This window comes from Vibrio alfacsensis, assembly GCF_019670485.1.
GTDB classification, from domain to species: domain Bacteria; phylum Pseudomonadota; class Gammaproteobacteria; order Enterobacterales; family Vibrionaceae; genus Vibrio; species Vibrio alfacsensis.
The window spans coordinates 527,539-552,534 of sequence record NZ_AP024166.1 but is presented as its reverse complement, the minus strand read 5'-3'; the positions used below and the strand labels follow the sequence as shown (position 1 = coordinate 552,534).

Here is a 24,996-nt window from a genome sequence, read left to right as displayed (position 1 = left end):
ACACTCAAACATTTTGAAACTTTTTATTTAAACTGTGAACCAGACACTCACATCAATCTATCCACCTTGTTTCGTTTAGATTCTCATTACCAAACCAACGCTTCTTTACGTCAGATCAACATTTTGCGCACACCAAACACAAGACGATTACAATTGTTTTTAATATTTCAAATTAATTTTGGATTTAGGGGTAAAAAGAGATTCCAATCACACATTTATTGGTTATAATCCGCGCTCATTACGTTATGTGTTGAAAAACGCAAACTTATTTTGAGCAAACCCTATCTTTAAACCGAACCCTCTTTGCTAATCGCCAAGAGGTATTACTGAGAACAAAAATGAGCAAGATTGATAAAGCTATGCGCATCCTGCTAGCAGGATTCTGTATCAACCTTTGTCTTGGCATCCTGTATGCTTGGAGTGTATTCAACAAAGCACTAGTGACTGAATCAGGCTGGAGCGCGGCAGAAGCATCTGCACCTTACGCGACTGCAACGATTACTTTCTCTATCTGTCTTCTTGTTGCGGGTATCCTTCAAGACCGTATGGGTCCACGTTTGATCCTTATCCTAGGTACCGTTCTAACTGGTCTAGGCATGATCGCGTCTGGTTTTGTTAACTCACCACTAATGCTGAACATCACTTTCGGTGTGATCACTGGTGCAGGTATCGGTTTTGGTTACGCGTGTCTTTCTCCATCAGCAATGAAGTGGTTCCACGCATCTAAGAAAGGTATGGTTAACGGCATTATCGCAGCGGGTTTTGGTCTAGCAGCGATCTACCTAGCTCCGGTAACTTCTGCTCTTATTAACAGCATGGGCATCCAAACTAGCTTCATGATTCTTGGTGTTGGTATCCTTGTAATCGCTGTACCGCTAGCGGCAACGATTAACAACCCACCTGCGGGTTACACGCCGGAAGAACCTAAAGTTAAAGAAGGCCAAGCACCTAAAGTTGTTAAAAAGTCTGACGACCTTTCTTGGAAAGCAATGCTAAAAACGCCACAGTTCTACTCACTATGGATCATGTACGCGTTCGCTGCTTCTGTTGGTCTAATGATCATCGGTAACATCACAACTATCGCAAGTGTTCAAGCGAACCTACCAAACGCAGTTTACCTAGCGTCTCTACTTGCGATCTTCAACTCAGGTGGTCGTGTTGCTGCAGGTATGCTTGCTGACAAAATCGGTGGTGTACGTACTCTTCTTCTAGCGTTTGTTCTTCAGGGCATCAACATGGTTCTGTTCGCAACGTTCAACACTGAGTTCACGCTAATCATCGGTACAGCAATCGCAGCTGTAGGTTACGGTACGCTTCTAGCGGTATTCCCTACTCTAACGGCTGAATTCTACGGTCTTAAGAACTACGGTACAAACTACGGCGTGCTTTACACGGCATGGGGTATCGGTGGCGCAATCGGCGCGGCAGTGGTTGGTTTCTCAATGACAAACGGTGAAGGCTACACACTAGCTTACACTATCTCTGCAGCAATGATGGCAGTGTGTATCGTACTAGCGTTCATCACTAAGCCGCTAACTGAAGCGAAAGTAGCGCAACTGAAAAACGCTTAATCGCCAGTCCAGTTCTATTTCTCTAATAGATCTGCAGAAATTGATTCGAAAAAGGCTTAACCTATGGGTTAAGCCTTTTTTATTGTTAGTTGGTTATGGAAAACACCGTCGAACTCGCGCCTGATTACTATCTCGATAACTTCGTTAAGCTCACACAGCACGCTACCCTGTGGTACAGCGATTTACTTAGCCCAGATGAACACCAATGGCTGTCCGTGTTTGAGAGCTTAAGTAAACCTGCACAGTGCCTTCTTGTGCGTCTATACAGCCGTAAAGGGTGCTGGTTTCGCAGCGACAAACTCAACTATCAAGAAATCGAGAACATCCAGTCTGCGTTAGATGAATTAGCAGTTCATGGCTTTGTCTCGCTCTCCCCTAACCTAACAGTACAAGAATTAGCAGTAAACTTACTGACAAAACCGGAGATCTTAACGCTCTACCCTCAGCACCCTAAATCTCTCAAGAAAGAGGCATTAGTAGCATGCCTGATTGAAGAGAGCTTTGAGCTATTTGAGGCTCTGGATTTCACGGTGATTAAGCTTAACTCCGCACACATGATTGATGTTTTGCTGACGCTGTTTTTCGCCAATACCCATCAAGATCTCAGCCAGTTCGTGCTCGACGATTTAGGCTTACACCAATTCGAACAATACCAGTTAAGTAAAGCCCGTCGATTCTTTGAGTGCAGAGAACAAATCGATCGCCTTATTGAACTCAGCCAACTCTCCAACCTCTATTGGCAGTGCGACAGAAAGCAAAAGGCCAACCTCGATATGCTAATCAAAGCGATGCCCGATCGCGTCGAGCATGATTACGTCGACCGTAAACGCGAACACATGATTAACGACATTGCCCGTGATTACGAACGCATAAACGAACTTGAGATGGCAATTGCGCTGTTTGAGACGACCACACTCGCGCCAAGCCGAGAGCGTCGTGCTCGCATATACGACAAGCTAGAACAAAACGATTCATTTGGTGACATTGTCACGGAGATGCTCACCCACCCTATTGATGTCTCTGAGTTTGAGGTGGCACAGAAGCTCGAACAACGCGTTAAACGTAAACAAGGCTTGAAAGTCCCGAGAGCCACCAAGCCCGAGTGCAACGAATACCACATCGAATTGGATCTATCCCAGCAACGTGTTGAGCTGGTAACCAAAGCGCATTTCGAAAGTTTAGGTTGGACCGTTTTCTATTCCGAAAATACCCTGCTCAATAACTTATTAGGTTTAGCCTTGTGGGATGCGATATTTGCACCAATAGAAGGCGCATTCATTAACGCTTATCAGCATCGACCATTGGATTTGTATCACGCCGATTTTGCCGATAAAAGAAAGCAGCTTATCGACAATGCGCTTGAGCAGATTCGACAAGGAAATACGCAAGCACTGCTTGATACATACAGAGATAAAGTTGGGATCAGTAATCCCTTCGTCAGTTGGACATACGTAAACGAAGAGTTATTAACCCTAGCACTTAAACTCATCCCTAATAAACTACTGGTAGAGCTGTTTAATGTGCAGTTAAATGACCTAAAGCTCTACCGGAACGGCATGCCGGATTTGATCGCATTTAAAGATGAGAAGTTTGAATGGATAGAAGTGAAAGGCCCAGGCGATAAAATCCAAGATAACCAATGGCGTTGGATCAAGGAGTTCAATCGCCTCAATATTCCATTTTCGGTGTGTTACGTTAAAGCAAAAGATTCAAAATAAGGTTAGCGATTTACTTTGGCGTTCTTCTGCCCTTTTTTCTCTCTCAATTGTTCAATTACGTAACTTGGGGCGACTTTCTCTAGTTCGCCCAAGCACTCATCTGTTTTCGGATTGTCGTAACGAACATAAATGTCGCAAACCGCATAAAGCTGTTCCGGCGCACCAGAGATTAGATACGCTTGCTCAAAAGACTTCACCGACTTGTCTAAGTTGTGGTCTTCTTGCAGTACACCATTAAGATACCAGTAATAGCTGTTATCTTTCGCTATGTTGGCTGCTTTTTCGATTTCTGTTGCGGCATTCTTTTTATCATCTAAACGCACCAACGTCAGCGCTTTCGAATAATACAGAGACGCATTATCAGGATGAAGTTGAAGTGCAGAATCCAATGTATTCACTGCATCTGCATCGCGTTGCTGCGCGCGGTAGTTGTCTGCCAAGCTTAACCAGATTTGTGGATTTTCAGGTTGATTGGTCACCAACGTTTGATAGATTTTATCCGCTTTATCCCATTCATGATGCCAACGATACACATCTGCCAATAGCAGTTTAGAGCCGTTACCCTTCTTGTTGTCTAGATAGCTGATCAGTTCAGCAACCGGGGCTTCAAGCGTTTGTTGTTGATTGCTGCTGATATTAGAAAAATCACGCACTAAGTTGGTTGCTGCGGTAAAGCGAACCATGGCTTCTGGGTCACTCAATAATGGTTCAATCATGCGCCAGCGATGCTCAATCGTGTAAGGTTCTGCACCAACAATGGCCGCTTCACGAATCGCGGGGTCTTGATCTTGTAGACTGCGCGCAACCGCCACCAATGCGTTTTGACTTGGGTAATTCGTCAGTTCACGTAGTGCTTCAATGCGCTTTTCTACTGGCAGTTTCACATCTTGGGCTTGATAAGACCATTTTGCCACCAGTTGCTGTGGCGTCATTTGTGCAGTGTTAACTTCTTGACCACTCGTTACGCTCGCTGAAGAGACTTGGTCTGGTGCAAGCAAAGTTTCATCCTGTGCAACAACAGATTGGCTTGCAGTTACGCTTAATGCGATGGCTAACAGTGTTTTTGAGAATGCCATATCAACCCCTTTAAAATTTGGTTTCGAATACAGAACGCTTCGTCGCTTGTTGGCGTAACACTGCATCACTGTATTTGCCATGTGCGACAGGGTTACCCGTTGCACGAAGAATGTATGCCATTGCCTTATCAGCATGAGAGAAGAACTTTTTCCAACCTGCGCAAAGGTAGTTCAAACCTGGTTCACCATCTTTGGTGCGAATGAAACGATTTTTCGGACACTCACCGTAACAAGCAAATTGGTAATCACACTGTTGGCATTGCTTGGTTAACGAACGGGTCTTGGCAAAGCCAAACTTTTGCTGCTCAGGACCATAGGCCAATGTACCCAATTTTTCGTGGTGAATATTGCCAATTTTGTATTCTGGGTAAACGTAGTGATCACACGTGAAGACATCACCGTTTGGTTCCATTGCCAAGCCTTTGCCGCAAATCTCGCCTAGTGTGCAAAGTGGGTTTTTACGCCCCATCCAAGTCTCAACACTCGCTTCGAAGTACTGAACAAACACCTTGCCAATGTCATGCTGAATCCACTCATCAAAAATCGCAATAAGGAAGTTACCCCACGCCTCGTCTGCCACACACCATGGCTCAACTACTGAGTCCTTGTGACCAGGAATAAGGCGCTTGTCGCCTTGTTTTAGCTGCTCTTGCGGCTCCCATGTTTGAGGTGCGGTAGTACGGAACGTTTTCTGTTCCACGATGGGAATAAACTGCATTTGTGGAGAACGCACTTCATCGCGCAGGAATCGGTAGACCTCAAGAGGATTGCGGCTGGTTAAGTTGTTTACACAAGTCAGCGTTGCGAACTTCACTTCGTGTTTGTGCAGCAGTTCAACAGCCTTCATCACCTGATTAAACGTACCACGACCTGCGCGGTTGGTTCGGTAACCGTTGTGCATCATTTCTGGCCCGTCGATACTCAAACCGACCAAGAAATTGTTGGCTTTCAGAAACGTACACCAATCATCGTTCAGCAACGTACCATTGGTTTGTAAATCGTTAGAAATAACCACGCCTTCGGGTTTGTACTTAGATTGGAACTCGACGATCTGTTTAAAGTAATCCAAGCCCAACATCGTTGGTTCCCCCCCCTGCCAAGAGAAGATGATTTCCGGCGTGTTCTGTCCTTCAATGTATTGACGAATGTAGGTCTCTAAGGTCTCTTCATCCATCACTGGCGTGCAGCCTTTTTTGTACTCAAGTAAGTCCTGTTTGCTGAGATAGTAACAGTAAGTGCAATCGATATTACAGGCCGCCCCAATAGGCTTTGCCATGACATGTAAACGCTTAGAGGCTTTACCGTTGAACTGAGGACCTTGAGTAATGTGCATACGTCACCTTTTTCGTTATGAAATGCAGATGAGAACACGAACAAGCACGGTATTCTCACTTTGATGACTTAATCATAAATCTCATTAATACAAGAGGCTTGTTATACCGTGTATAACCTTTTTTCATAGCGTTTATTGCTAATCTTTATCGTGAATTTTTTGGCGAGAAACCATCGATGAAATCATTTAAAAGCAAATCGTTATCCGTACTTTCCATTCTATCATTCAGCGTATTAATGAGTGGTTGTGCGACTCAAGCTCCTCATCCAATCGCGCTGAATATTGACCAAGATATGGTGTTGGTTGAAGGCGGTTCATTTGTCATGGGATCAGACAGCCCCTCCGCCAAGAAAGCTGAAACTCCAGCACGCAAAGTGACTGTCGATGGCTTTTACATTTCTAAATTCGAAGTCACTCAAGCGTTGTTTGAATCGGTTATGGGATCATCAATGAGCTACTTCCAAGGCGCAGAGATTCCGGTTAATAACTTGAGTTGGCAACAGGCGAATTACTTCATCGAGAAGCTAAACGAGCTGACAAGTGAACAATATCGCCTGCCAACTGAAGCTGAATGGGAGTTTGCAGCCAAAGGCGGTAACAAGAGCCAAGGCTTTACTTACGCAGGCTCAGACGATATTGCAGACGTTGCTTGGTTCGCCGATAACTCAAAAAATCGCGCACATCCAGTGGGACAAAAGCAACCTAACGAGCTTGGCCTTTATGATATGACAGGCAACGTTGGCGAGTTTGTGATTGATTCGTTCGATGACACTTTCTATCGCTATGGGCCAACTGATAACCCAAACAACGCAAAAAATGAACAATCTGGCTTAGCACATAAGGCCGTTCGCGGTGGCAGTTTTGCCTATGATTCTGATGAATCAGAGAATTTCCGTCGAGACTTTGCAAGCCAGTCTATAATTATGTCGGACATGGGTCTTCGCCTTGCGAAAGATGCGGATTAAACGACATTTACGCATGAGAAGCGACATTAACGTTATTGCCCCTTTGCGTATTCTTAACAAATAACACGTCTCTGGCTAGGAGAATGGTTAGGGAAAGAGGCCTAAACTGCGTTGTTCTCATTAATATTTAACCTCACATGCATTCAAGTAATGCATACATGCTAAGGTAAATAACAACATGAAAAAACACATCTGTGCCATTGCAGTCTTATCAGGTCTATCGTTTTCAGCGATGGCTTTAGATTGCGACCCTAATTTGCTGCCATCTTGGAAAGACGGCACGAGTAAAACCGCAATAATGAATTATGTCGAGCAGTCAACGGACACGTCAAAAAATACGTTTATACCTGAACCCGACCGTATCGCCGTATTTGATAATGACGGCACCTTATGGTCTGAAAAGCCTTATTACTACCAGCTTGCCTACGCGCTAGATGAAATCAAAGTCTTAGCAAAAGATCATCCTGAATGGAAAACCACCGAACCGTTTAAATCTGTTCTAAACGATGATATAGAGAATATATTTAAAGGCGGTGACGAAGCGCTGCTAGAAATTGTAACAGCAACGCATAGCGGCATGACCGTTGAAGAATACCAAAACATGGTTGCAGAATGGCTAAAAGCCGCAAAAGACCCACGCTTTGGAAAAGCTTATACAGAGCTGACCTACAAACCAATGCGTGAAATGCTTAGCTATCTACAAGCTCACGGGTTCAAAACTTACATTGTCTCTGGTGGTGGTGTGGACTTTATGCGTGTATGGGCTCCTGATGTCTACAACATTCCTGAAGAGCAAATCATAGGTAGCGCACTAAAGTACAAATACTACTATAACGATGGCAAGCCAACAGTCACCAAACTTGGTGAAATCCTAACCATTGATGATAAAGCAGGTAAAGTTGAGAACATTCAACACATCATTGGCAAGAAGCCAGTGTTAGCGGTGGGTAACTCCGATGGGGACCACGCAATGATGCAATGGGCCACAAGCCAACCTAACTCGATGGCGATGATTGTTCATCATACTGACGCAGAGCGTGAATGGAAATATGACCGAGAATCCAGCGTCGGCCGCTTAGACAAAGCGATGGATGAAGCCAAACAACGCGATAATTGGCACCTGATTGACATGAAAGACGAGTGGTGCACCATTTACTAGTCGGTATTCATTCGATCTTTATCTTCATGAATTTACGCCTCATCTAATAAACTCCCCTCTTTTGGGGAGTTTTTCCTATACTCACCAATTTCTTCACGATCACTTCACACCTCTTCACACACAATGCCCACATCAAAACGAAGAGGTAAAAACAAAAATGAAAAAAACACTCCTAACGATTATTGCTGCTACTTCATTTTCTGCTGCGGCTGCGCCATATGTTGGCTTGGAATACGGTTTCGGCACTACTGACCACGATTTTGAAACAACCTTTAAATCGGATGGTGTCAATCTTAATCCAGAATTGGAAGACGGTATTTTTGGCGGTTTCATTGGCTATCAACTGAATGATGTTTGGGGCATTGAATTGGGTTACAGCCAATTTGATCTAGATGACAGTCGTTCACGATTTGAAAGCTTTGACCCTGCAACCGGAATCAAAAAAGAAATGGAGTGGGATTCATCAATCAAGGCAAAACAAATTACTCTAGCGCCAGTGTTTAACTACGCACTAAACCAAAAATGGTCTGCAAAAGTAAAAGCTGGTTTGACTTACACACAATACGAAGCTCATGCAGGTAAATACTTAGAAACAGAAAATGAGCTAACCGACCATGAAAGCTCAGTTGCACAAGGCCCTGCAATCAAACATGACTCTAACGAACTGGGCGCGATGGTTTCTGTAGGTGCAGAGTACCGAATTTTCCCACAACTCACCATTGGTGCAAATGCAAAATACCAATTGGATAGTTACGCAAATACTGCTTCTATCAATCTAGGTTCTACCTACTACTTCTAAATTAGGAAACCATTGAAATGAAAAAACTGATCGTTATGTCAATGCTAGCACTTGTTTCAGGTTCAGCGCTGGCAGCCTTTAACGGCCCTGACACTGCTGCAATTAGCACAGTTAAAGATGCACAAAATGCCGCAGATGACAGTTACGTATTGCTAACGGGTAACATTGTGCAAGCCTTAGGTGATGAGACATACCTATTCAAAGACGAAACAGGCCAAATTGAAGTCGAGATCGATAATGAAGACTGGCGTGGCCAAGATGTTTCCCCACAAGACAAAGTCGCAATACGTGGTGAAGTCGATTCTGAGTGGACGACAACCCAGATTGATGTGGACACCATTCAAAAACTGTAATGTATGATTTAAGAATGCATTAAGCATCTCTTGATACAGATAGAGCGCCCAAAACTTGAGCGCTCTGTCTGTGTACTCTATCTAAAACTCACTGAGAGTTAACTCACAACTTCCGTAGTGGGTCAGTTTATTCTTTGCGTCACTAGAGCGCTTTCCCTGCTTGCTTGAGTTGAGTTCTCAACCATTGGTGTGCACTTTCATTATGGCGGCTGGAGTGCCAAATAGCGCAAAGGTCATGAACTTTGTCATTAAAAGGCAGTGGAACCGCTTTGATGTTATACGTGTTAGAAAAATGCTGAATGGTCGATAACGGCAACATACCAATGTATTCACTACCATCAATAACCGGCAGCATTTCCATTGCACCAGAGGCACGATACACAATTTTCCGCTGCGCTAAGTCTGCAATATCTTCTTCATTCATCAAGCTTTTACGTGCATGCCAGCGTGACACCACGACATGCTCTTCTTCCAAGAACTGCTCTACCGAACAAGAATCATGAATACGCGGATGATCCATACTGCACACCACCATCAAACGCTCAGAAAACACAGGTTCTAATTTTAAGACTGTTCGACCACGCGGTGGCATATCGATAATCAAATCATATCGTTGTAAGCGCAGGTCACTTTCATAATCTTCCGTAAACAAAGGGTGTACTTCCAGACCTACATTCGGCGCATTTTTTCGGATTTGACGCATCAGTTGAGGCATCAACTCGTAGCTAGCAACCGAGACGCAAGCAATCGAAAAAATACGGTTAGAAACTTTAGGATCGAAACTGCTTGAGGCAGAGAGCGTCGACGTAAAGTTTTTCAGCGCGGCTCCCATGGCTGGATAAATGTCCATCGCGAAACTGGTTGGTTCAACCCCTGAAGTGCTGCGATGAAATAGTGGCTCATCGTCGATATCACGTAGACGTGCCAAAGCTTTGCTGACAGCTGGTTGGCTTATATCTAATCGAGCAGCGGCTTTTGATAAGTTTTGCTCTTCATAGATTGCCACAAAAATAGGAATAAGATTTAAATCGGTGCTCTTCATCTTGTACACATCAAACAGGACATTAGTTTCATTTTAGCTAACAGTTTGATCTTTAACGACTCGGAGCACCGGATTTGAGCGCCGATGCATGTTTTAAGTATTTTTGACCTCGCACTGACGGCGTATTGGACTGATATCTCAGGATTTACCTAAATAAGGTGTCAAAAAGGCGCTGACTTCTTGACCACACAAGCCCACCTCCACTTCAACGCCACCCGCTTTAAGGATATCGATACCGGTACCCGCATTACGTGGGTCTGGATCAAGCATAGCAACCACGACTTTTTTGATGCCGCTCGCCACTAGAGTTTTGGCACAAGCCGGCGTGCGTCCCACAAAAGAACATGGTTCTAACGTAACGTAAGCCGTCACATCAGATACGTCACCTTGATAAGCATTGAGCGCTTCTACTTCAGCATGATTGCCACCAATCGCTTGGGTAAATCCCTCTGATACAATTTGGCCATCTTTCACTAAAACACAACCCACTGGCGGATTTGGTTGGCAATCAGGAAGCGCATTGCGCGACACTTCTAAGGCGCGCTGCATAAATTGTTGGCTCATTAAAAATCCACTACATCAATAAACTGAGCGTCCATATTAACGCTGACGTCTTTGCATTAGCAAATGAACCCACATAAATATGGTGGACCTGAACATATTGACGTTATTTGCTCAACTCTTTCGTTTGGTCAACGTCATCCAGTTTAGGTAATGCTTTAGGGAGCCTAAACTGAAAACGTTTCGACTTCATATTTTTAATGGTTCTCCAAACCGAGTGCATTAATCCTCGATTTTCTTCACCACTCTGTAACTGTCTCGAGCGTTGCTGCCAATCTTTTGAATCATTGGCTTTATTCATTTCTAATAGCCCCGTATTCGCTCTGAGTTGTTGATACAAAATGGCTCTGACTGCTCCCCATTGCTGCGCTTTTATCATTCGATGGAACATCAACCACGGTGGGGTTGGTCGAGTTTGATAATATCGATGAGCGATAAATACAGCGCCGACTATGACAAACAAAGTAACAAACGAACCCACAAGCCATCCAGAATACATTCGGATAAATGAATTCAACGTGTGCTTAGCTTTGAACGTTTTACCTTCCACAATGACCGTTTCAAGTTGCTGATTCTTGCTATTCCACCACTGAAACTGATACTCAGGTAATGCAAACTCACCACCTTGTTGGATAACATACACACTTTCCTCAATACGACTTGATTGATAGTCGCCACGCGTTTGTGTGTCATCCAAACGATTAGGCTGCGGGTACGCTTGATAACTGGCTGTCGATTCACTTGACAAAAGATCTGGCAATAATACCGAAAGACTGTCTTGTGCATTAATCGTGATAGTACGTGTGATGGCATCTCCTACTTTTAAATCATCATTTGACGTTTGCCATTTCTGGTCCACTTCCACGTTAGTTGCAGCAAACCACTGAGATTCCTGATTAAGTAAACCCGACGGCATTGACGCTTCAAACTTGATCGGTTGTGTATAAAGCGTTCCCGATGCCTTTGAGCCATCGGGTGCGGAGACTTCCACGCTCACCGCAATTGGAGGAACGACATACTCGCCAGAAGCTTGAGGATACAACGTAATTTCCCACCGTTGATGCGACCAGGTTTGACCGTCCTTTCGCTCGGTATAATTGGTCGCTAATTGATTGCGCTGCTTCGCAATCACGTTAGGAATTTCTACGCTACCAATACGTGTGCCGCGAGTAAACCAGCGTGGAGTGGCCACATCAATGTACAAGATCACCTGCTCATTCACGCTGAACTTAGCCGCTTCTTTATTATCAGATGTTACGCCTGCTTTCCCAACCCAAGCCAATAATTCAACATCGTTTTCTTGCTTCAAAAACGCTTGGGGATCTTGAGCATTAGCCACACCCCAAAATACCAGCGTACAAACCACTAGAATTGGACTAATAAACTTAGCCAAAGCGTGCTTGCCAAGTTTTATTGCATTCATCATTGTGCTTGGCCCTCTTGTTTTTGATGCGATTCGGTTTGAACAGGCTCTCGCAGCTGTATTTGAAACTTGGCACGTAAGAAATACTTAGGATCGGCTTCGACACGTTTTAGCCATTTATCCGCCAATTCCTGACTACCTAATATTTCATTTGCGTTTAACGTTTCTTTAAGCATTAGCTCTGCAACGGTTTTTTCATCCGCACCATCTGCCGTCCGTGGTTTATCTTGATCCAGTTCAAACGACTCTTCTGGGCCATCCGTCGATCCTGCTTGACTCTCACTGGTACGATTGATCTCTTCAACGATTCCGCCGATCACTTTAAGGTTATGTTCCACATCTGGTCGCAACTTGTCACTTAATGCGTCCTTGTTCGCTAGAGATTGCAATAAGTCACGAGCAGCCAGATATTCGCGTTGGCGAGCAAGTGCACTCGCTGCATTATACAAACCAAAATCTTTTGCCTCTGGCGAAGCGTCGTTTTGCAACGCCAAAAATGCGCCATGCGCTAATTTGTACTCGCCCGCATAATAGTAAGCCACCCCTTTTCTTAGCGGATCGGTATAGTGCTTGGCTGCCTCTAAGTATTCATTTTTATTAAATAGACGTTGCCCCTGCTGGTTGGGAGTTAGCCAAAGATCCCACCACCATTGTGCGGCTTTGTCCCAAGCGGTGACTTCTTGTATTACTTCCGGCTTTTCTGCTTTAAGAGAAATGTTCTCAGCCATTGCTTTTGGCGTCATAAACATCGACGTAGATACCATTACGACCACACACCATTGCACTAACCAACCTTTACGGAACCAAAGCAGCATAATGATGGCAATAGGCAGCAACAGTAGGTATCCCATATCTTTCCATGGCATGGACGACTCTCCGTTTAATTGCATATTGCGTTCAACTAAACGATTCAGTGTTTCAATATCACGATTATCGACGGTCACCTCAACAAGACGTCCCCCCGTTGCGCTGGCTAGATTGTTCAACGAATCCAAATCCACGGGGTTATTAGAAACCATGTCCGAGTTGCCCGCTGCAAGTATCAAAAGCTGATACGGTTTATTTTCAAAGTAACCTTTATACGCCGTGATGGTTGCAGGGTTAACGCCATCTGTGACTAAAAGTACGGTTGAACCTGGCAGACCTTGCAATTGCTGATCAATCAGTGGTAATGCTTTTTCAGCCAACTTACCTTCGACGGGCATAATTTCCGGCGTTATTGCCGCAAGGAAAGGTTCGAATACTTTACTATCTTGCGTGATTGGCATCGCAACGTGCGCTGACCCCGCATAAACCACTAACCCTGTGCTGCCGCCTTTTCTTGCGTCTAACAAATCACGAATTTTCTGCTTAGAGCGTTCAAGTCGGCTAGGTGGTAAATCTTTTTGCAGCATCGAATCATTATTATCCAGAATAACTAACATCGATGCTTTGTCTTCACCAAATGGTGATGCTTGACGTTGCCAGGTTGGCCCTGCACAGATAATGATGGCAATCGACACAATCACCATCAGCAGTTTAAGTGGCAATTGCTTACGCCAGCCGTACTCACCGATCGTCAGTGCTTGGCGTAAATGCTCTGGAAGAATGTCTTTCCAACTTGGTTTGCTTTCTTCTCGCCATCTTAACCACAATAAAAGGAGCATAGGAATAAAAGCGATGAGCCACAGCGGGCGAATAAAGTGGAACTGAGTAAAAAACTGCTCTGCTCCAACCCCAAATAAAGGAGAATCAAACATGGCGCCCTCCTTTTACACTTTCCGTTTGAGCAGAATTACCACTGTTTACCGAAAGGCGACGACGCTTAAATGTCGCCAAGGTGAACGCAGTTAAATACATCGCAACCACCAAAGCCATGAGGTAATGATGCAAACTCTGTTTTGGTCGATATGTTGTGCTTTCATATAACTGCGGCTCTAACTGACCAATTTCATCATAGGCTTTCGCTAATTCATCACGATTGAGGGCTTGAAACGCTTCACCTCCTGATTCTTTTGCTATTCGTTTGATGGTCTCCATATCTAACGCGGTTTCACCCACGGTTTGTGGATCACCCATGGCAATCACGTGGATACGTACGTCTTTGGCTTTCGCTACTTTTGCTGCATCAATCGGCTCGACGAAGCTTCCTGTATCATTTCCATCAGTCAGAACAATCGCGACTTTCTCTTTGCTCTTTTCAACATCAGTACGTGACTTTTCGCTTTGTTCAAACACCTTAATAGCCAAACCTATGGCATCGCCTAAATGAGTGCTCTGCCCTGCCATTGCCACATCCGTTTGGTTAAGGAGCTCTAACCACACTTTTTGATCGGGTGTGAACGGAGTTTGCACAAATGCTGCGTCGCCGAACAAAATCAGACCTAAACGGTCGCCTTTACGCGTTTTGGCAAAGTCGCTCAACACCTCTTTGGCGGCATCAAGACGAGTGATTTTTTCTCCGGTTTTTGATGTGAAATCTTGCTCTGCCATTGAACCTGACAAATCGACCACAACCATGACATCACGCCCCAAACTTTCACGCACCTGTGGCTCGCCAAGTACCGTCGGCTTTGCCATTGCGGTCACAACTAAGAGCCAAGAAATGATAAGCGTCGCGCGTTGCCACCAGCTTGGGGTGAGTTGGCTTGCCCCTTCTGAGGGTGTTTCACCAATGGCATCCACAAGCTGGCGAAAAAACGGCACTTTAATCGCCATTTGTTTGGTTCGATACGCAGGGACAACGTAATACACCACCAAAGGTAACGGTAGAATAATGAACCAAAGTGGATGCTCAAATTCAAAACTGCTCATGCCCAGCCATGAAGTAAGAAGATCACCCATGGCGACCTCCTTTTAATGCACGCGCTTTGTAAGCAAGCGTACGCTTTTCAATATTGTGAGCGTTCTCATCGTGCTCTTTCACCCACTCAGTTGCGTGTTCAAGAAGTTGTAAACGCTCTGTTTTTCCCAGTTCAATACTTGGGTCAACGATACTTTGCAGCCATCGTTTGGAGAGCTCGTCATCAAACATTTTATGCTTGGGGTTAAGCTCATCTAACTGGCGCAGAAACGCGGTATCAAACAAACGAGCATGACGGCTATCGAGATGAATCAATACAATTTTCAAAATCGAGAACAGCGCTTTGGGCATACTCGCGTCATCTGGATTCACGCGAGAAATGGCTTCAATAGCTTCTTTACGATAACGGTTATCCCACCAATGGTGCGCAAGTCGGTAGCCCAGATACATAAGTACAATCGCACCAACGACGGCAAGGATTTTCCAACCTATGGTTTGTGGCACCCAACTGACACTTTCCGGCACGGTAACATCATGAAGTTCGCGCAAAATATAAGTACTTGGAGGCGTATGCAGTTCCGTCATTTATCGACCTCCAATTCGCTTCTGAAATTGAGTAATGTGCTCACCTGTTGTATCGAGTTCAATATGCGGGAGATTTTTGATTGCCATTAGCTGTGCGAGTGACTGACGTTGTAATTGCGCTTTCTCATTAAGGCTTGCGCTCGCCGCGTCAACTTTTGCTTTGCTGTCTAAATTGAGTTGATAACGGCCGTCACCAATCACCCATTTCACTTTCGCCAAATCTTGAGGGAGCGACTGCTCTAGTGGATCGCTCACCATCACCGCGAGAACGTCATTGTGTTGTTGAAGCTGCTTAAGCTGATCAAGGTGGTGCTCTTCGCAATCGCGCCAATCACTGATGAAAATCAGCGTTGATTGTTTTAACTTCATGCGTTTGATTAACTCAATCCATTTGCTGAACGTCACTCTATCTGAATCTAACGAATCCACATTCAAGCGCTGGTTGGCTTGAGAGAGTCGTTTCAGTTGAGCGAGTAGATCGTTTTGCGAACGCTGGGCTTTACTGTGATATAAAGCTGAATCAGATGCGATAACGAAACCCACGCGATCGCCATCTTTTAATACTCGCCAACCACACATAGCAGCGACTTCAGCAGCGACCACAGATTTCATGACCTCGGTCGAGGCAAAAAACATTGCACTGCGTTGGTCTACACAGACAAGCACATTGCGATCTTTTTCTTCGGTGTAACTGCGAACATGAGGTTTGCCGGTACGCATGGTGACTTTCCAATCTAGGTTTCGGATGTCGTCCCCTAGCTGGTAGTGACGCAGTTCTTCAAAGTTCAAACCTCGTCCGCGGAATAATGAGTTATGACGACCTGAAAGCACACTCCCCGCTTTTAAGTGTGGCAGTAGGCTGAACGATTCGGCTTGCGCTTGTAAACGTACTAAGCGGGAGTAGTCACAATACAAACGAGGGTCGAGCCCTTGGGATTGAGGAGCAAGCGTTGGCTTTGCCATAGTCCCTCCTGCTTATCCAATTTCTACGCAATCAAGTAGCTCTTGCACCACACGTTGATGATCAACACCATCTGCAAGTGCATCATATGAGAGTGAAAAGCGGTGACCGAGTACAGATGGCACCATCGCACGGACGTCATCCGGTATGACGTAGTCACGACCTTGTAACCAAGCATAAGCACGTGCGCATTTGTCTAAAGAGATTGAAGCACGAGGGCTTGAACCAATTTCAATCCATTGCTGCAATTGTGAATCTGGGTAACGCTCCGGTTTGCGAGTCGCCATGACTAAAGCCACAATATAGCGTTCAACAAGATCAGAAACCGCGATTGATGGCAACTGACGGCGGGCTTCAAGAACCAGATCGGAAGAAATGTGTTTCGGTGTCACCAATTCACTGCTGATTTCCGACCCCAACTCCTCGCTACGTACAAGACGAATAATGTCTCGCTCTGCATCATCCTCAGGATAATCGACGGTCACTTTCATGATGAAACGGTCCATCTGCGCTTCAGGTAATGGGTAGGTCCCCTCTTGCTCGACTGGATTTTGCGTTGCTAGCACCATAAAAAGATCTGGTAGCACGTGCGTTTTATCACCAACTGTAATCGTTCCCTCTGCCATCGCTTCTAACAGTGCTGCTTGAACTTTCGCTGGCGCACGGTTGACCTCATCAGCCAAAACAATGCTGTTAAAAATAGGGCCTGGTTGAAAATGCAGTTGCGGCTTTCCATCCAGTTCTTGATACACCTCCGTGCCAGTCACATCCGATGGCAACAAATCTGGCGTAAACTGAATTCGACCAAAACTGGTATCAAGCAGATTCGCTAAAGATTTCACTGATCGTGTTTTTGCTGTTCCCGGCAGACCCTCCAGTAACACATGGCCGTTGGTTAATAGTCCAATCACCAAAGCCTGAACCACATGACTTTGTCCGATAACGCTTTTTTCTGTTTGTTCGATTAATTCAATAATAGCTTGTTGTGCGTGGTTCATAACTTTTCCTCGAATATTCAATCTTTTGCTGTATACATCCTACTCACAAGCGTCATAACTATTGGTTATAAACTTCATACCTACTTATTTTGTAACTAGCCAGTTCTTTTCCTTGCCAAGTTCTTTATCTTGCGTTCGTTATTACTGCCCTTAACTGCTCAATAACTTCTGGCGGTGCAAACTCACTAAGCTGCTTAACACATTGCTCAAACGCAAAAGCAATTGAGCCCTGCTTATAATTCCTCGCTAGCACTTCACACTCAGCATAAAGATGTTGTGGATTGCCTCCGACTCGATACGCCGTATTCAAAGCTTTACTTGCCGCCAGTGCATCACTCTTTTCTAACGCGAGTCCATAGACATACCAGTATTGTGGGTTTTCTTGGGCGGTTTCAGCTGCTTGTTTCAAGTATTGGTTTGCTTGAACGCCATCTCCAATACGAAGCCAAGCCAAGCCAGCACTATAAGGTAACGCGCTCGATTTAGGCTGCGCTTCAATCCCTGCTATCAAGGTTTCCAATGCTTTTTTGTCGTTACCTTGTGCACGGTACAAATCCGCTAAGTTAGCGTAGCTGTTTTCAAAATAAGGCTCTATTTCAATGGCTTTGCGGTAAGACATGATGGCTTTGTCTATCTCACCAAGATCTCGATATACATTGGCAAGATTCGTTCGTCCGAAACCGCGATCGGCATTAAAACGTTGGATTTCTATATAATCTTCTAACGGTTCTCTCAGCTTATCGCGTTGAAGTGGATTCATTTCTGAATAATGACGGACTAACGCGCCTGCGGTTTCTGCCCGTACAGATAGCACTGGGTCATCCAAGAGCGATTCAAGGATTTGCCAACGATCGCTAAACTCGTAACCAGACGATCCCTCTATTGCGCCTAAACGAATCATATCGTTTTCATGCTTTACCGCTCTTGCCAACGCGACCAAGGTGTTTTTACCATTATTCCCCCCCATACGTTCCAATGCAGAGGCGCGAATAATGTCACTCAATGAGGCATCTTGTGCTGAATAAGCTAATGCATCCGGCGCGCCACGGTGCCCTATCGAATCCGCGTAAAAGGCAACAGAAAAGTGCTGCTGATTACGGTAGTTGGAATTTGGAAACCACTCGCTGAGTTTTTGGCTCGCCCACTGATTGGTTTCATCTTCGTGGCATGACGTACACACATTGGGAGTATTAATATGCTGACTCAAATCCGGGCGCGGAACATGCCAACTGTGGTCTCGACGGGGATCCACCTGCATATACGTTGTTTCTGGCATGTGGCACGTTGTGCATTTAGATGCTTCGGTATTCGCCTCATGGAAAGTGTGATTCTCGGGCATATACTCAGATCCAATATGACACTGCAGACACACTGCCTCTTCTGGAATCTTCAGTTCTGCTGTATGTGGTTCATGGCAGTTAGTGCAAGTGACCCCTTTCTTTGCCATAGATGATTGTAAGAACGACCCAAAAACGTAATCCTCATCGTAAATTTGCCCGTCGTGATGATAGAGTTCTGGCGTGATTAAGCTCAGGCGATACTTATCAAAAAAAGAACCTTTGATATGATTAGCCGTCTCGTTTAATTGCGTTCGACGACTATGACATTGAGCACATGTATTAACCTGATGGGTTATAGCGATTTCTTTTGGCTGCAGAGTATTATGCCCCTCCTTGTACACCCACTCTTTTACTGCTGTACCTAAATCACGATCAAACCCATAGTGGTTGGTAGAAGCGATCGATTTGCCAGACTGTTCTGCAAGTTTTGCTAACGCTACGTGTTCACTGGCAGGCCCATGGCACGCTTCGCAGCCGACATTAATCTCTGACCAAGTCGTCGAATAGGTATTCGTTTGCGCATCGTAGTTCTTTTCTAAGTTGGTAGAGTGACAATCGGCACACATGAAGTTCCAGTTTTGTCCAGTATTCGTCCAATAGAATTCATCTTGAGGGGTTGTGTCGGGGTATAGATGGAACCAACGCTGACCGCCCTCTTCTTTGCTTCTCGAGTCCCATGCAAAAGGGATCAATTGAACCCGCCCATCGTCGAATTCAACCATATATTGTTGAAGAGGATCCCACCCAAAGGTGTAGCTGATTTTATAGTCATGCCTCTTACCATCTGGGCCTTGAATGTTTACCCAATACTCTTGTCCTTTTCGGTAAAACCGATTCGGTCGGTTTTCAAACGCAAAAGTATGATCATCAAAGTCACCAAGCACTGATTCTGAGTCAGCATGCCTCATTGCCATGTCATGATGGGAACCTTTCCATGCTTCCACTTCTTTTTGGTGACAATCAATACACCCCTCGCTACCGACATAACGCTGGGTTGATACTTCGCCATTGTTTGAGGTGCTTAACGTAGCTTCCTGTGCAAACAGAGAAAAACTGACGAGCGCAGCAAGGCCGATTACCGCCTGCTTCCAACTTGCCCACTGAGTCATAACTGTCCTTGTTTCGTGATCGTGTTATCTCTAATAAAAGGTAGAAGTATTTCTTCTTATTAGACAAGCAATTACATGCCTTTTAAGGAAAACTAAAACAGAGCGCAAAAAAAGAGGCTCCGAAGAGCCCCACGTTTAGTTGCAATCAATCTATTTATTATGGCTTTCCTGAAGTTTCTCCATCACTTGATCCAGTGAGAAGCTCGCCGCTTTCTGTCTTGGCGGGAATTCTTCAAACGTCGCTAGGAACTTACCAACATAAGCCTGTGCAGGTACTAGCATGTATGCATGATCAATCAGCCAATCATAGTACGTGTTCGATGTAATATCTGCGACTTCATAAGGGTCCATACGTAGGTTAAAGATCTTAGGTACACGCAGCGGGGTGAATGGTTCTGCCCATATACGCAGTGTTCCTTGTGCGCGCTGCTCTAAGAACACGATTTTCCAATTGCGGAAACGAAGAGAACTCAAATCACCGTCATCCGTGAAATAGAAAATTTCTTCACGTGGGCCTTTCTCTTCTTCACCCGTTAAGTAAGGTAAGAAGTTATAACCATCAAGATGATTTTTGAAAGTCTTATCGCCCGCTTTATAGCCTTTTAACAGTTTTTCTTTAATTTGATCATCACCAGCGGCGGCAACTAACGTTGGCATCCAATCCATATGGTGCATGATTTCATTAGAGACACTGCCCGGTTCAATTTTACCCGGCCAGCGAACCATCGCTGGCACGCGGAAAGCCCCTTCCCAGTTTGTGTTCTTCTCTCCACGGAAAGGCGTTGTACCCGCATCCGGCCACGAGTTCATATGTGGTCCGTTGTCGGTAGAATAAAATACGATCGTATTATCTTTAATGCCAAGATCATCCACTTTTTTTAGCAACTCGCCAACTTGGTTATCATGCTCTACCATACCATCCGCATAGAAGCTAATGCCCGTTTTACCCAAGTTTTCTTCTTTCACGTGGGTGCGGAAGTGCATACGCGTTGCATTCCACCAAACAAAGAAAGGCTTATCAGCTTTAACTGCTCGATCCATAAAATCAAGCGCCGCATCTAACGTTTCTTCATCGACGGTCTCCATACGCTTACGAGTAAGTGGACCCGTATCTTCGATTTTTCCATCGGCATAAGATTTAATGACGCCTCGAGGGCCAAATTTCTTACGAAACTCTGGGTCTTTCGGGTAATCTACATTCTCAGGCTCTTCCTCGGCGTTCAAATGATAAAGGTTGCCAAAAAATTCGTCGAAGCCGTGGTTAGTCGGAAGATGTTCATCTTTATCACCAAGGTGGTTCTTACCAAACTGTCCTGTCATATATCCAAGCGGTTTAAGCATTTCAGCAATAGTGGCATCTTCTGCTTGCAGACCTAAATCCGCTCCAGGAAGTCCAACTTTACTTAGTCCTGTTCTTAATACTGATTGCCCTGTAATGAAAGTAGAGCGCCCCGCAGTACATGACTGTTCACCATAATAATCAGTAAACATCATGCCTTCTTTTGCAATGCTATCAATATTTGGCGTTTTATATCCCATTAGTCCAAATGTGTAGGCACTGATATTTGACTGACCAATATCATCCCCCCAAATGACCAGAATATTCGGTTTCTCTGCTGCGATACTGCTACTTGTCGCGCCAATTAAAGCAGCGGCAAGAATCGCTAATCGGCGTTTAACGCCATATTTCGCTGTCATATAAACCTCTGTCTGTATTAAAAATGTGCTTCCTGCACACAAACATATAGCTCACAAAACGAACGAATGCGAATCGTGTAGCATAGAAATTATTCATTTAAGACTAAGGTCGTTGTCATGTTTTCAGAAGCCATCAACGTGACCAAAGTCTCGCTTCAATTTTCGTCACGACAGCCCATAAATCAACAATACATATAATATTCAATACCTTACATAAAGGCATAACCTATAGTTATAACCACTATAAAGCGACATTCTTCAACAACATCATTAACTTAAATGCCAACGAATTAAGAGCTTATTCTTTCTTCTTTTCCAACTTTCAACCGATTTGGAGTTATTATGGCTAACCAAATGAGCAAGCTAGCTGTCGGTATCGGCGTACTGGCAACCTCTAGCGCAGCAATTGCAGCAGACAAACCGAACATCCTGGCGATATTTGGTGATGATGTGGGTTACTGGAATATCAGTGCATATAACCAAGGTATGATGGGATACGAAACCCCAAACATCGACCGTATTGCTAATGAGGGTGCCTTATTTACCGATCACTATGGTCAGCAATCTTGTACTGCCGGACGTGCTGCATTTATTACTGGCCAAGAGCCATTCCGCACTGGTTTGCTTACCATTGGTATGCCGGGATCAACGCATGGTATCCCTGATTGGGCGCCAACAATTGCTGACTTGCTAAAAGAACAAGGTTACATGACCGCCCAGTTTGGTAAGAATCACTTAGGCGACCAAGACCAACATTTACCAACCAACCACGGTTTCGATGAATTTTTTGGTAACCTTTACCACCTCAATGCAGAAGAAGAACCAGAAACCTACTACTATCCGAAAGATCCAGAATTCCGTAAAAACTACGGTCCTCGCGGAGTCATTAAGTCGTTTGCTGACGGTAAGATTGAAGATACCGGCCCTATGACGCGTAAACGTATGGAGCACGCAGACGAAGAGTTCCTAGAAACGTCACTGGCCTTTATGGAAAAAGCGGTGAAAGCAGATAAGCCATTCTTTATTTGGCACAACACCACTCGAATGCACGTCTGGACACGCTTACAAGAAAAATACCAAGGCGCATCTGGCATCAGTATCTACGCCGATGGCATGCTGGAGCATGATGACCACGTTGGCGTTTTGCTAGATAAACTTGACGAGCTAGGTGTTGCTGATAACACCATCGTTATCTACTCAACCGATAACGGCGCGGAGACAGCAACATGGCCTGATGGCGGCGCAACGCCATTCCACGGAGAGAAAGGCACCACTTGGGAAGGCGGTATGCGCGTTCCTCAATTAGTTCGTTGGCCTGCTGTGATCGAACCAGGAACCAAAATCAATGAGATGATGGCACACCAAGATTGGCTACCAACACTGATGTCGGCGGCTGGCGTTCCAGATGTAAAAGAGAAACTGGCTGAGGGCTATAAAGCAAACGGTAAAGATTGGCGCGTTCACATTGATGGTTACAACTTTATGCCTTACTTCCAAGGTAAAGAAGAAAAAGCCCCACGCGAGTCACTCCTTTACTTCACTGCAAATGGGGAGCTAAATGCGGTACGCTGGCATGATTGGAAACTGAACTTTGCGGTTCTTGAGGGTGATATCTCTAACGCGATTCGCTTCTCACCAAACTGGCCGCAGATCATTCATCTACGCGCAGACCCATTTGAAAAAGCACCACATGAGTCTGGCATGTATCTACGCTGGATGGCGGACAACATGTGGTTATTCGTACCAATTCAAGACGTACTTGGTGAATTCTTCCAGACTCTACCTGACTACCCAATGCAGCAGGGCCAGTTGATGAATCCAGCCGCTATCGACTATCAGTCTCTTGGTCTACAAGGGAAGATGAAGCAACTTGACCAACTTCAGCAAGAAGTTCAGAAAATGAAATAATTTCTTTTGCTACTACCGAAAAAACCCACCAGCCTTGGTGGGTTTCAGATTGATGACGAACCCCGCTTTTTAAGCGGGGTTCTTTTTTGGAAGCGACCGTAGGTCGCGATCGCGATATTTTTTGTTATATCGTGCGCAGAAGTTTCCATTCATTACATAGGCATACAGAAGCAAGTATTTGCCTTATTTCTGCCATGTTTAAGCCCATTTTTCGTAGATAACTCATCACCAACGCTATCTTCTTGATGTTTTGAGCTGCTGCTGCCAACCAACATTGCATTTGCACATTGGCTAGACCTCGAAAGCGAGCATAACGATGACCATGATGTTGCTTGGCGTCTGCGAAGCTCCGTTCTACGGTTTCACTTCGACGTCGATAAGTCTTTTTTCCGTAGGAAGAGAGCCGCATTTGATTTGCTCTCTCTACTGCATCGCTATAGATATGCCGAGCAATCACTTTCTTCATGTTTTTGCTTTGAGTGCAGTCATTCCTCATTGGACAGAACGCACACTCTTTGGGGTCTGAATGGTATTCTCGGTAGGCATCACGTGATGTGGTTTTATAAAGCAACTCCTGACCATTCGGGCATTGGTAGCTGTCTCTTTGTGCGTCGTAAGTAAAGTGTTTCTTTTTGAATGTATTTTTCGTTCTCGATGGGCGTCGATAACCGAACACGCCAAGAATACCTCGACGTTCAAGTGACTCCGCCACTGGGGCGGTAAAGTAGCCTGCATCCAGTCCAACAGCTATCGGGTTCAATTGGAATGTGGCAAGCGTGTAATCTAAGCGTTGAACGTAAGGTTGTGAGTCATTGATGTTACCTGCAGTGGTATAGGTATCGAGGATAATTCCGTGTTGACCATCAACGGTTCTATGGTCGAGATAGAAGAAGCCTTGTGGCTTATTATCACGAGTCATGAAGCCACTCTCTGGGTCAGTAGTACTGGTTTTAGTATTCTTTGTTTTTGACTCTGATCCGCGAGCCTTAAGCGGCTTCTTGCCCGCTATTTCTCGGTCTAACGTGACGTCTTCATCCAGCATATCAAGATAGGCACTCGCGCGAACCGCCGTGACTTTATTGGTGTGTTTATTCTTGTTGGCGTTCGCTTTGAGATGAGTACTGTCCGTAAAGAGCTCTTGACCCGCGACCAAACCTTTCGATATGGCTTGCTCTACGATATTAATAAAAATACGTTCGAATACATCCGTGCCATTAAAGCGACGAATGCGGTTTTGGCTGAGAGTAGATGCGTGAATGACTTTCTCTGTTAATGACATCCGTAAGAACCAACGGTAAGCGACATTCACTTCAATTTCTTTAACGAGCTGACGCTCACTTTTTATGCCAAAGATGTAGCCAAGTAAGATGATTTTGAAGAGACGAACAGGGTCAACAGGTGGACGCCCATTATCTTTACAATAAAGATGAGCGACTTCATCACGAATGAATTCAAAGTCGATAGCATTATCGATTTTACGCACTAAATGGTCTTTAGGAACCAACTGTTCCATCGTTACCATTTCCAGTTCGTATTGTTGCGGAGTCGGTTCTTGAAGCATGTCGGAGTATCCATATTTCGATACCCCTATTAGATCAAAGGTCTAGCTTGAAAG

20 protein-coding genes are annotated in these 24,996 nt (G+C 44.9%); 7 read left to right on the top strand and 13 right to left on the bottom strand.

Translation table 11 applies throughout. The annotated features are described in order from the left end of the window. Positions 1 to 338: 338 nt before the first annotated feature. Together VA249_RS16960 and VA249_RS16955 are read left to right on the top strand one after the other, a co-directional pair. The gene (locus tag VA249_RS16960) at positions 339 to 1,571 is read left to right on the top strand and encodes an L-lactate MFS transporter (protein ID WP_221071841.1); all 1,233 of its coding nucleotides are present in this window, start codon (positions 339 to 341) and stop codon (positions 1,569 to 1,571) included. A 95-nt stretch (positions 1,572 to 1,666) separates the two neighbouring features. Beyond that, the gene (locus tag VA249_RS16955) at positions 1,667 to 3,289 is read left to right on the top strand and encodes a VRR-NUC domain-containing protein (protein WP_221071834.1); all 1,623 of its coding nucleotides are present in this window, start codon (positions 1,667 to 1,669) and stop codon (positions 3,287 to 3,289) included. A 2-nt stretch (positions 3,290 to 3,291) separates the two neighbouring features. Here the strand turns inward: VA249_RS16955 and VA249_RS16950 are convergent, their stop codons facing one another. Both VA249_RS16950 and VA249_RS16945 read right to left on the bottom strand, forming a co-directional pair. Then, on the bottom strand, positions 3,292 to 4,365 hold the full coding sequence (locus VA249_RS16950) for a tetratricopeptide repeat protein (RefSeq protein ID WP_221071833.1): 1,074 nt from the start codon (positions 4,363 to 4,365) through the stop codon (positions 3,292 to 3,294). Between the two features lie 10 nt (positions 4,366 to 4,375). Next, complete coding sequence (locus tag VA249_RS16945) at positions 4,376 to 5,698, bottom strand: anaerobic sulfatase maturase (protein ID WP_221071832.1); 1,323 nt, start codon at positions 5,696 to 5,698, stop codon at positions 4,376 to 4,378. A gap of 176 nt (positions 5,699 to 5,874) precedes the next feature. Between VA249_RS16945 and VA249_RS16940 the strand changes: the two genes are divergently transcribed. The 4 genes from VA249_RS16940 (at position 5,875) to VA249_RS16925 (ending at position 8,974) form a co-directional block, all read left to right on the top strand. Beyond that, entirely contained in the window at positions 5,875 to 6,663 is a 789-nt protein-coding gene (locus tag VA249_RS16940; RefSeq protein ID WP_221071831.1) for a formylglycine-generating enzyme family protein, read from the top strand. 178 nt (positions 6,664 to 6,841) lie between these two features. Then, positions 6,842 to 7,822 (top strand): HAD family hydrolase, encoded by a 981-nt coding sequence (locus tag VA249_RS16935; protein ID WP_221071830.1) that lies wholly within the window; start codon positions 6,842 to 6,844, stop codon positions 7,820 to 7,822. Positions 7,823 to 7,979: 157 nt separating this feature from the next. Continuing rightward, positions 7,980 to 8,621 carry an AcfA family outer membrane beta-barrel protein gene (locus VA249_RS16930; RefSeq protein ID WP_221071829.1) on the top strand — a complete coding sequence of 214 codons (642 nt, stop codon included), beginning with the start codon at positions 7,980 to 7,982 and terminating at the stop codon, positions 8,619 to 8,621. 17 nt (positions 8,622 to 8,638) lie between these two features. After that, positions 8,639 to 8,974: a YgiW/YdeI family stress tolerance OB fold protein gene (locus tag VA249_RS16925; RefSeq protein WP_221071828.1), complete on the top strand. Its 336-nt coding sequence runs from the start codon at positions 8,639 to 8,641 to the stop codon at positions 8,972 to 8,974. 142 nt (positions 8,975 to 9,116) lie between these two features. Here the strand turns inward: VA249_RS16925 and VA249_RS16920 are convergent, their stop codons facing one another. From VA249_RS16920 to VA249_RS16875, 10 genes are all read right to left on the bottom strand, one after another. Beyond that, positions 9,117 to 10,016 (bottom strand): LysR family transcriptional regulator, encoded by a 900-nt coding sequence (locus tag VA249_RS16920; protein ID WP_221071827.1) that lies wholly within the window; start codon positions 10,014 to 10,016, stop codon positions 9,117 to 9,119. Between the two features lie 138 nt (positions 10,017 to 10,154). Then, positions 10,155 to 10,580, bottom strand: a complete 426-nt coding sequence (locus VA249_RS16915; RefSeq protein ID WP_221071826.1) for a bifunctional diaminohydroxyphosphoribosylaminopyrimidine deaminase/5-amino-6-(5-phosphoribosylamino)uracil reductase RibD — start codon at positions 10,578 to 10,580, stop codon at positions 10,155 to 10,157. Positions 10,581 to 10,683: 103 nt separating this feature from the next. Next, complete coding sequence (locus VA249_RS16910) at positions 10,684 to 12,003, bottom strand: BatD family protein (RefSeq protein WP_221071825.1); 1,320 nt, start codon at positions 12,001 to 12,003, stop codon at positions 10,684 to 10,686. Continuing rightward, positions 12,000 to 13,739: a vWA domain-containing protein gene (locus VA249_RS16905; RefSeq protein ID WP_221071824.1), complete on the bottom strand. Its 1,740-nt coding sequence runs from the start codon at positions 13,737 to 13,739 to the stop codon at positions 12,000 to 12,002. Before VA249_RS16905 ends, VA249_RS16910 begins: the two co-directional genes overlap by 4 nt. Then, positions 13,732 to 14,823, bottom strand: coding sequence for a vWA domain-containing protein (locus tag VA249_RS16900; RefSeq protein WP_221071823.1), 1,092 nt, complete (start codon positions 14,821 to 14,823; stop codon positions 13,732 to 13,734). The genes VA249_RS16905 and VA249_RS16900 overlap by 8 nt, the downstream gene beginning before the upstream one ends. Beyond that, positions 14,816 to 15,367: a DUF4381 domain-containing protein gene (locus VA249_RS16895; RefSeq protein WP_221071822.1), complete on the bottom strand. Its 552-nt coding sequence runs from the start codon at positions 15,365 to 15,367 to the stop codon at positions 14,816 to 14,818. Before VA249_RS16895 ends, VA249_RS16900 begins: the two co-directional genes overlap by 8 nt. Further along, on the bottom strand, positions 15,368 to 16,330 hold the full coding sequence (locus VA249_RS16890; RefSeq protein ID WP_221071821.1) for a DUF58 domain-containing protein: 963 nt from the start codon (positions 16,328 to 16,330) through the stop codon (positions 15,368 to 15,370). A gap of 12 nt (positions 16,331 to 16,342) precedes the next feature. Continuing rightward, the gene (locus tag VA249_RS16885; protein ID WP_221071820.1) at positions 16,343 to 17,326 is read right to left on the bottom strand and encodes an AAA family ATPase; all 984 of its coding nucleotides are present in this window, start codon (positions 17,324 to 17,326) and stop codon (positions 16,343 to 16,345) included. Positions 17,327 to 17,450: 124 nt separating this feature from the next. Next, the gene (locus VA249_RS16880; RefSeq protein ID WP_221071819.1) at positions 17,451 to 19,775 is read right to left on the bottom strand and encodes a multiheme c-type cytochrome; all 2,325 of its coding nucleotides are present in this window, start codon (positions 19,773 to 19,775) and stop codon (positions 17,451 to 17,453) included. Positions 19,776 to 19,925: 150 nt separating this feature from the next. Beyond that, positions 19,926 to 21,473, bottom strand: coding sequence for an arylsulfatase (locus tag VA249_RS16875; RefSeq protein ID WP_221071818.1), 1,548 nt, complete (start codon positions 21,471 to 21,473; stop codon positions 19,926 to 19,928). A 342-nt stretch (positions 21,474 to 21,815) separates the two neighbouring features. Here VA249_RS16875 and VA249_RS16870 point away from each other — a divergent pair, with 342 nt between their 5' ends. Further along, positions 21,816 to 23,381 carry an arylsulfatase gene (locus VA249_RS16870; protein ID WP_221071817.1) on the top strand — a complete coding sequence of 522 codons (1,566 nt, stop codon included), beginning with the start codon at positions 21,816 to 21,818 and terminating at the stop codon, positions 23,379 to 23,381. Positions 23,382 to 23,505: 124 nt separating this feature from the next. Here the strand turns inward: VA249_RS16870 and VA249_RS16865 are convergent, their stop codons facing one another. Beyond that, positions 23,506 to 24,942, bottom strand: coding sequence for an IS1182 family transposase (locus tag VA249_RS16865; protein ID WP_221067583.1), 1,437 nt, complete (start codon positions 24,940 to 24,942; stop codon positions 23,506 to 23,508). Between the last annotated feature and the right edge of the window lie 54 nt (positions 24,943 to 24,996).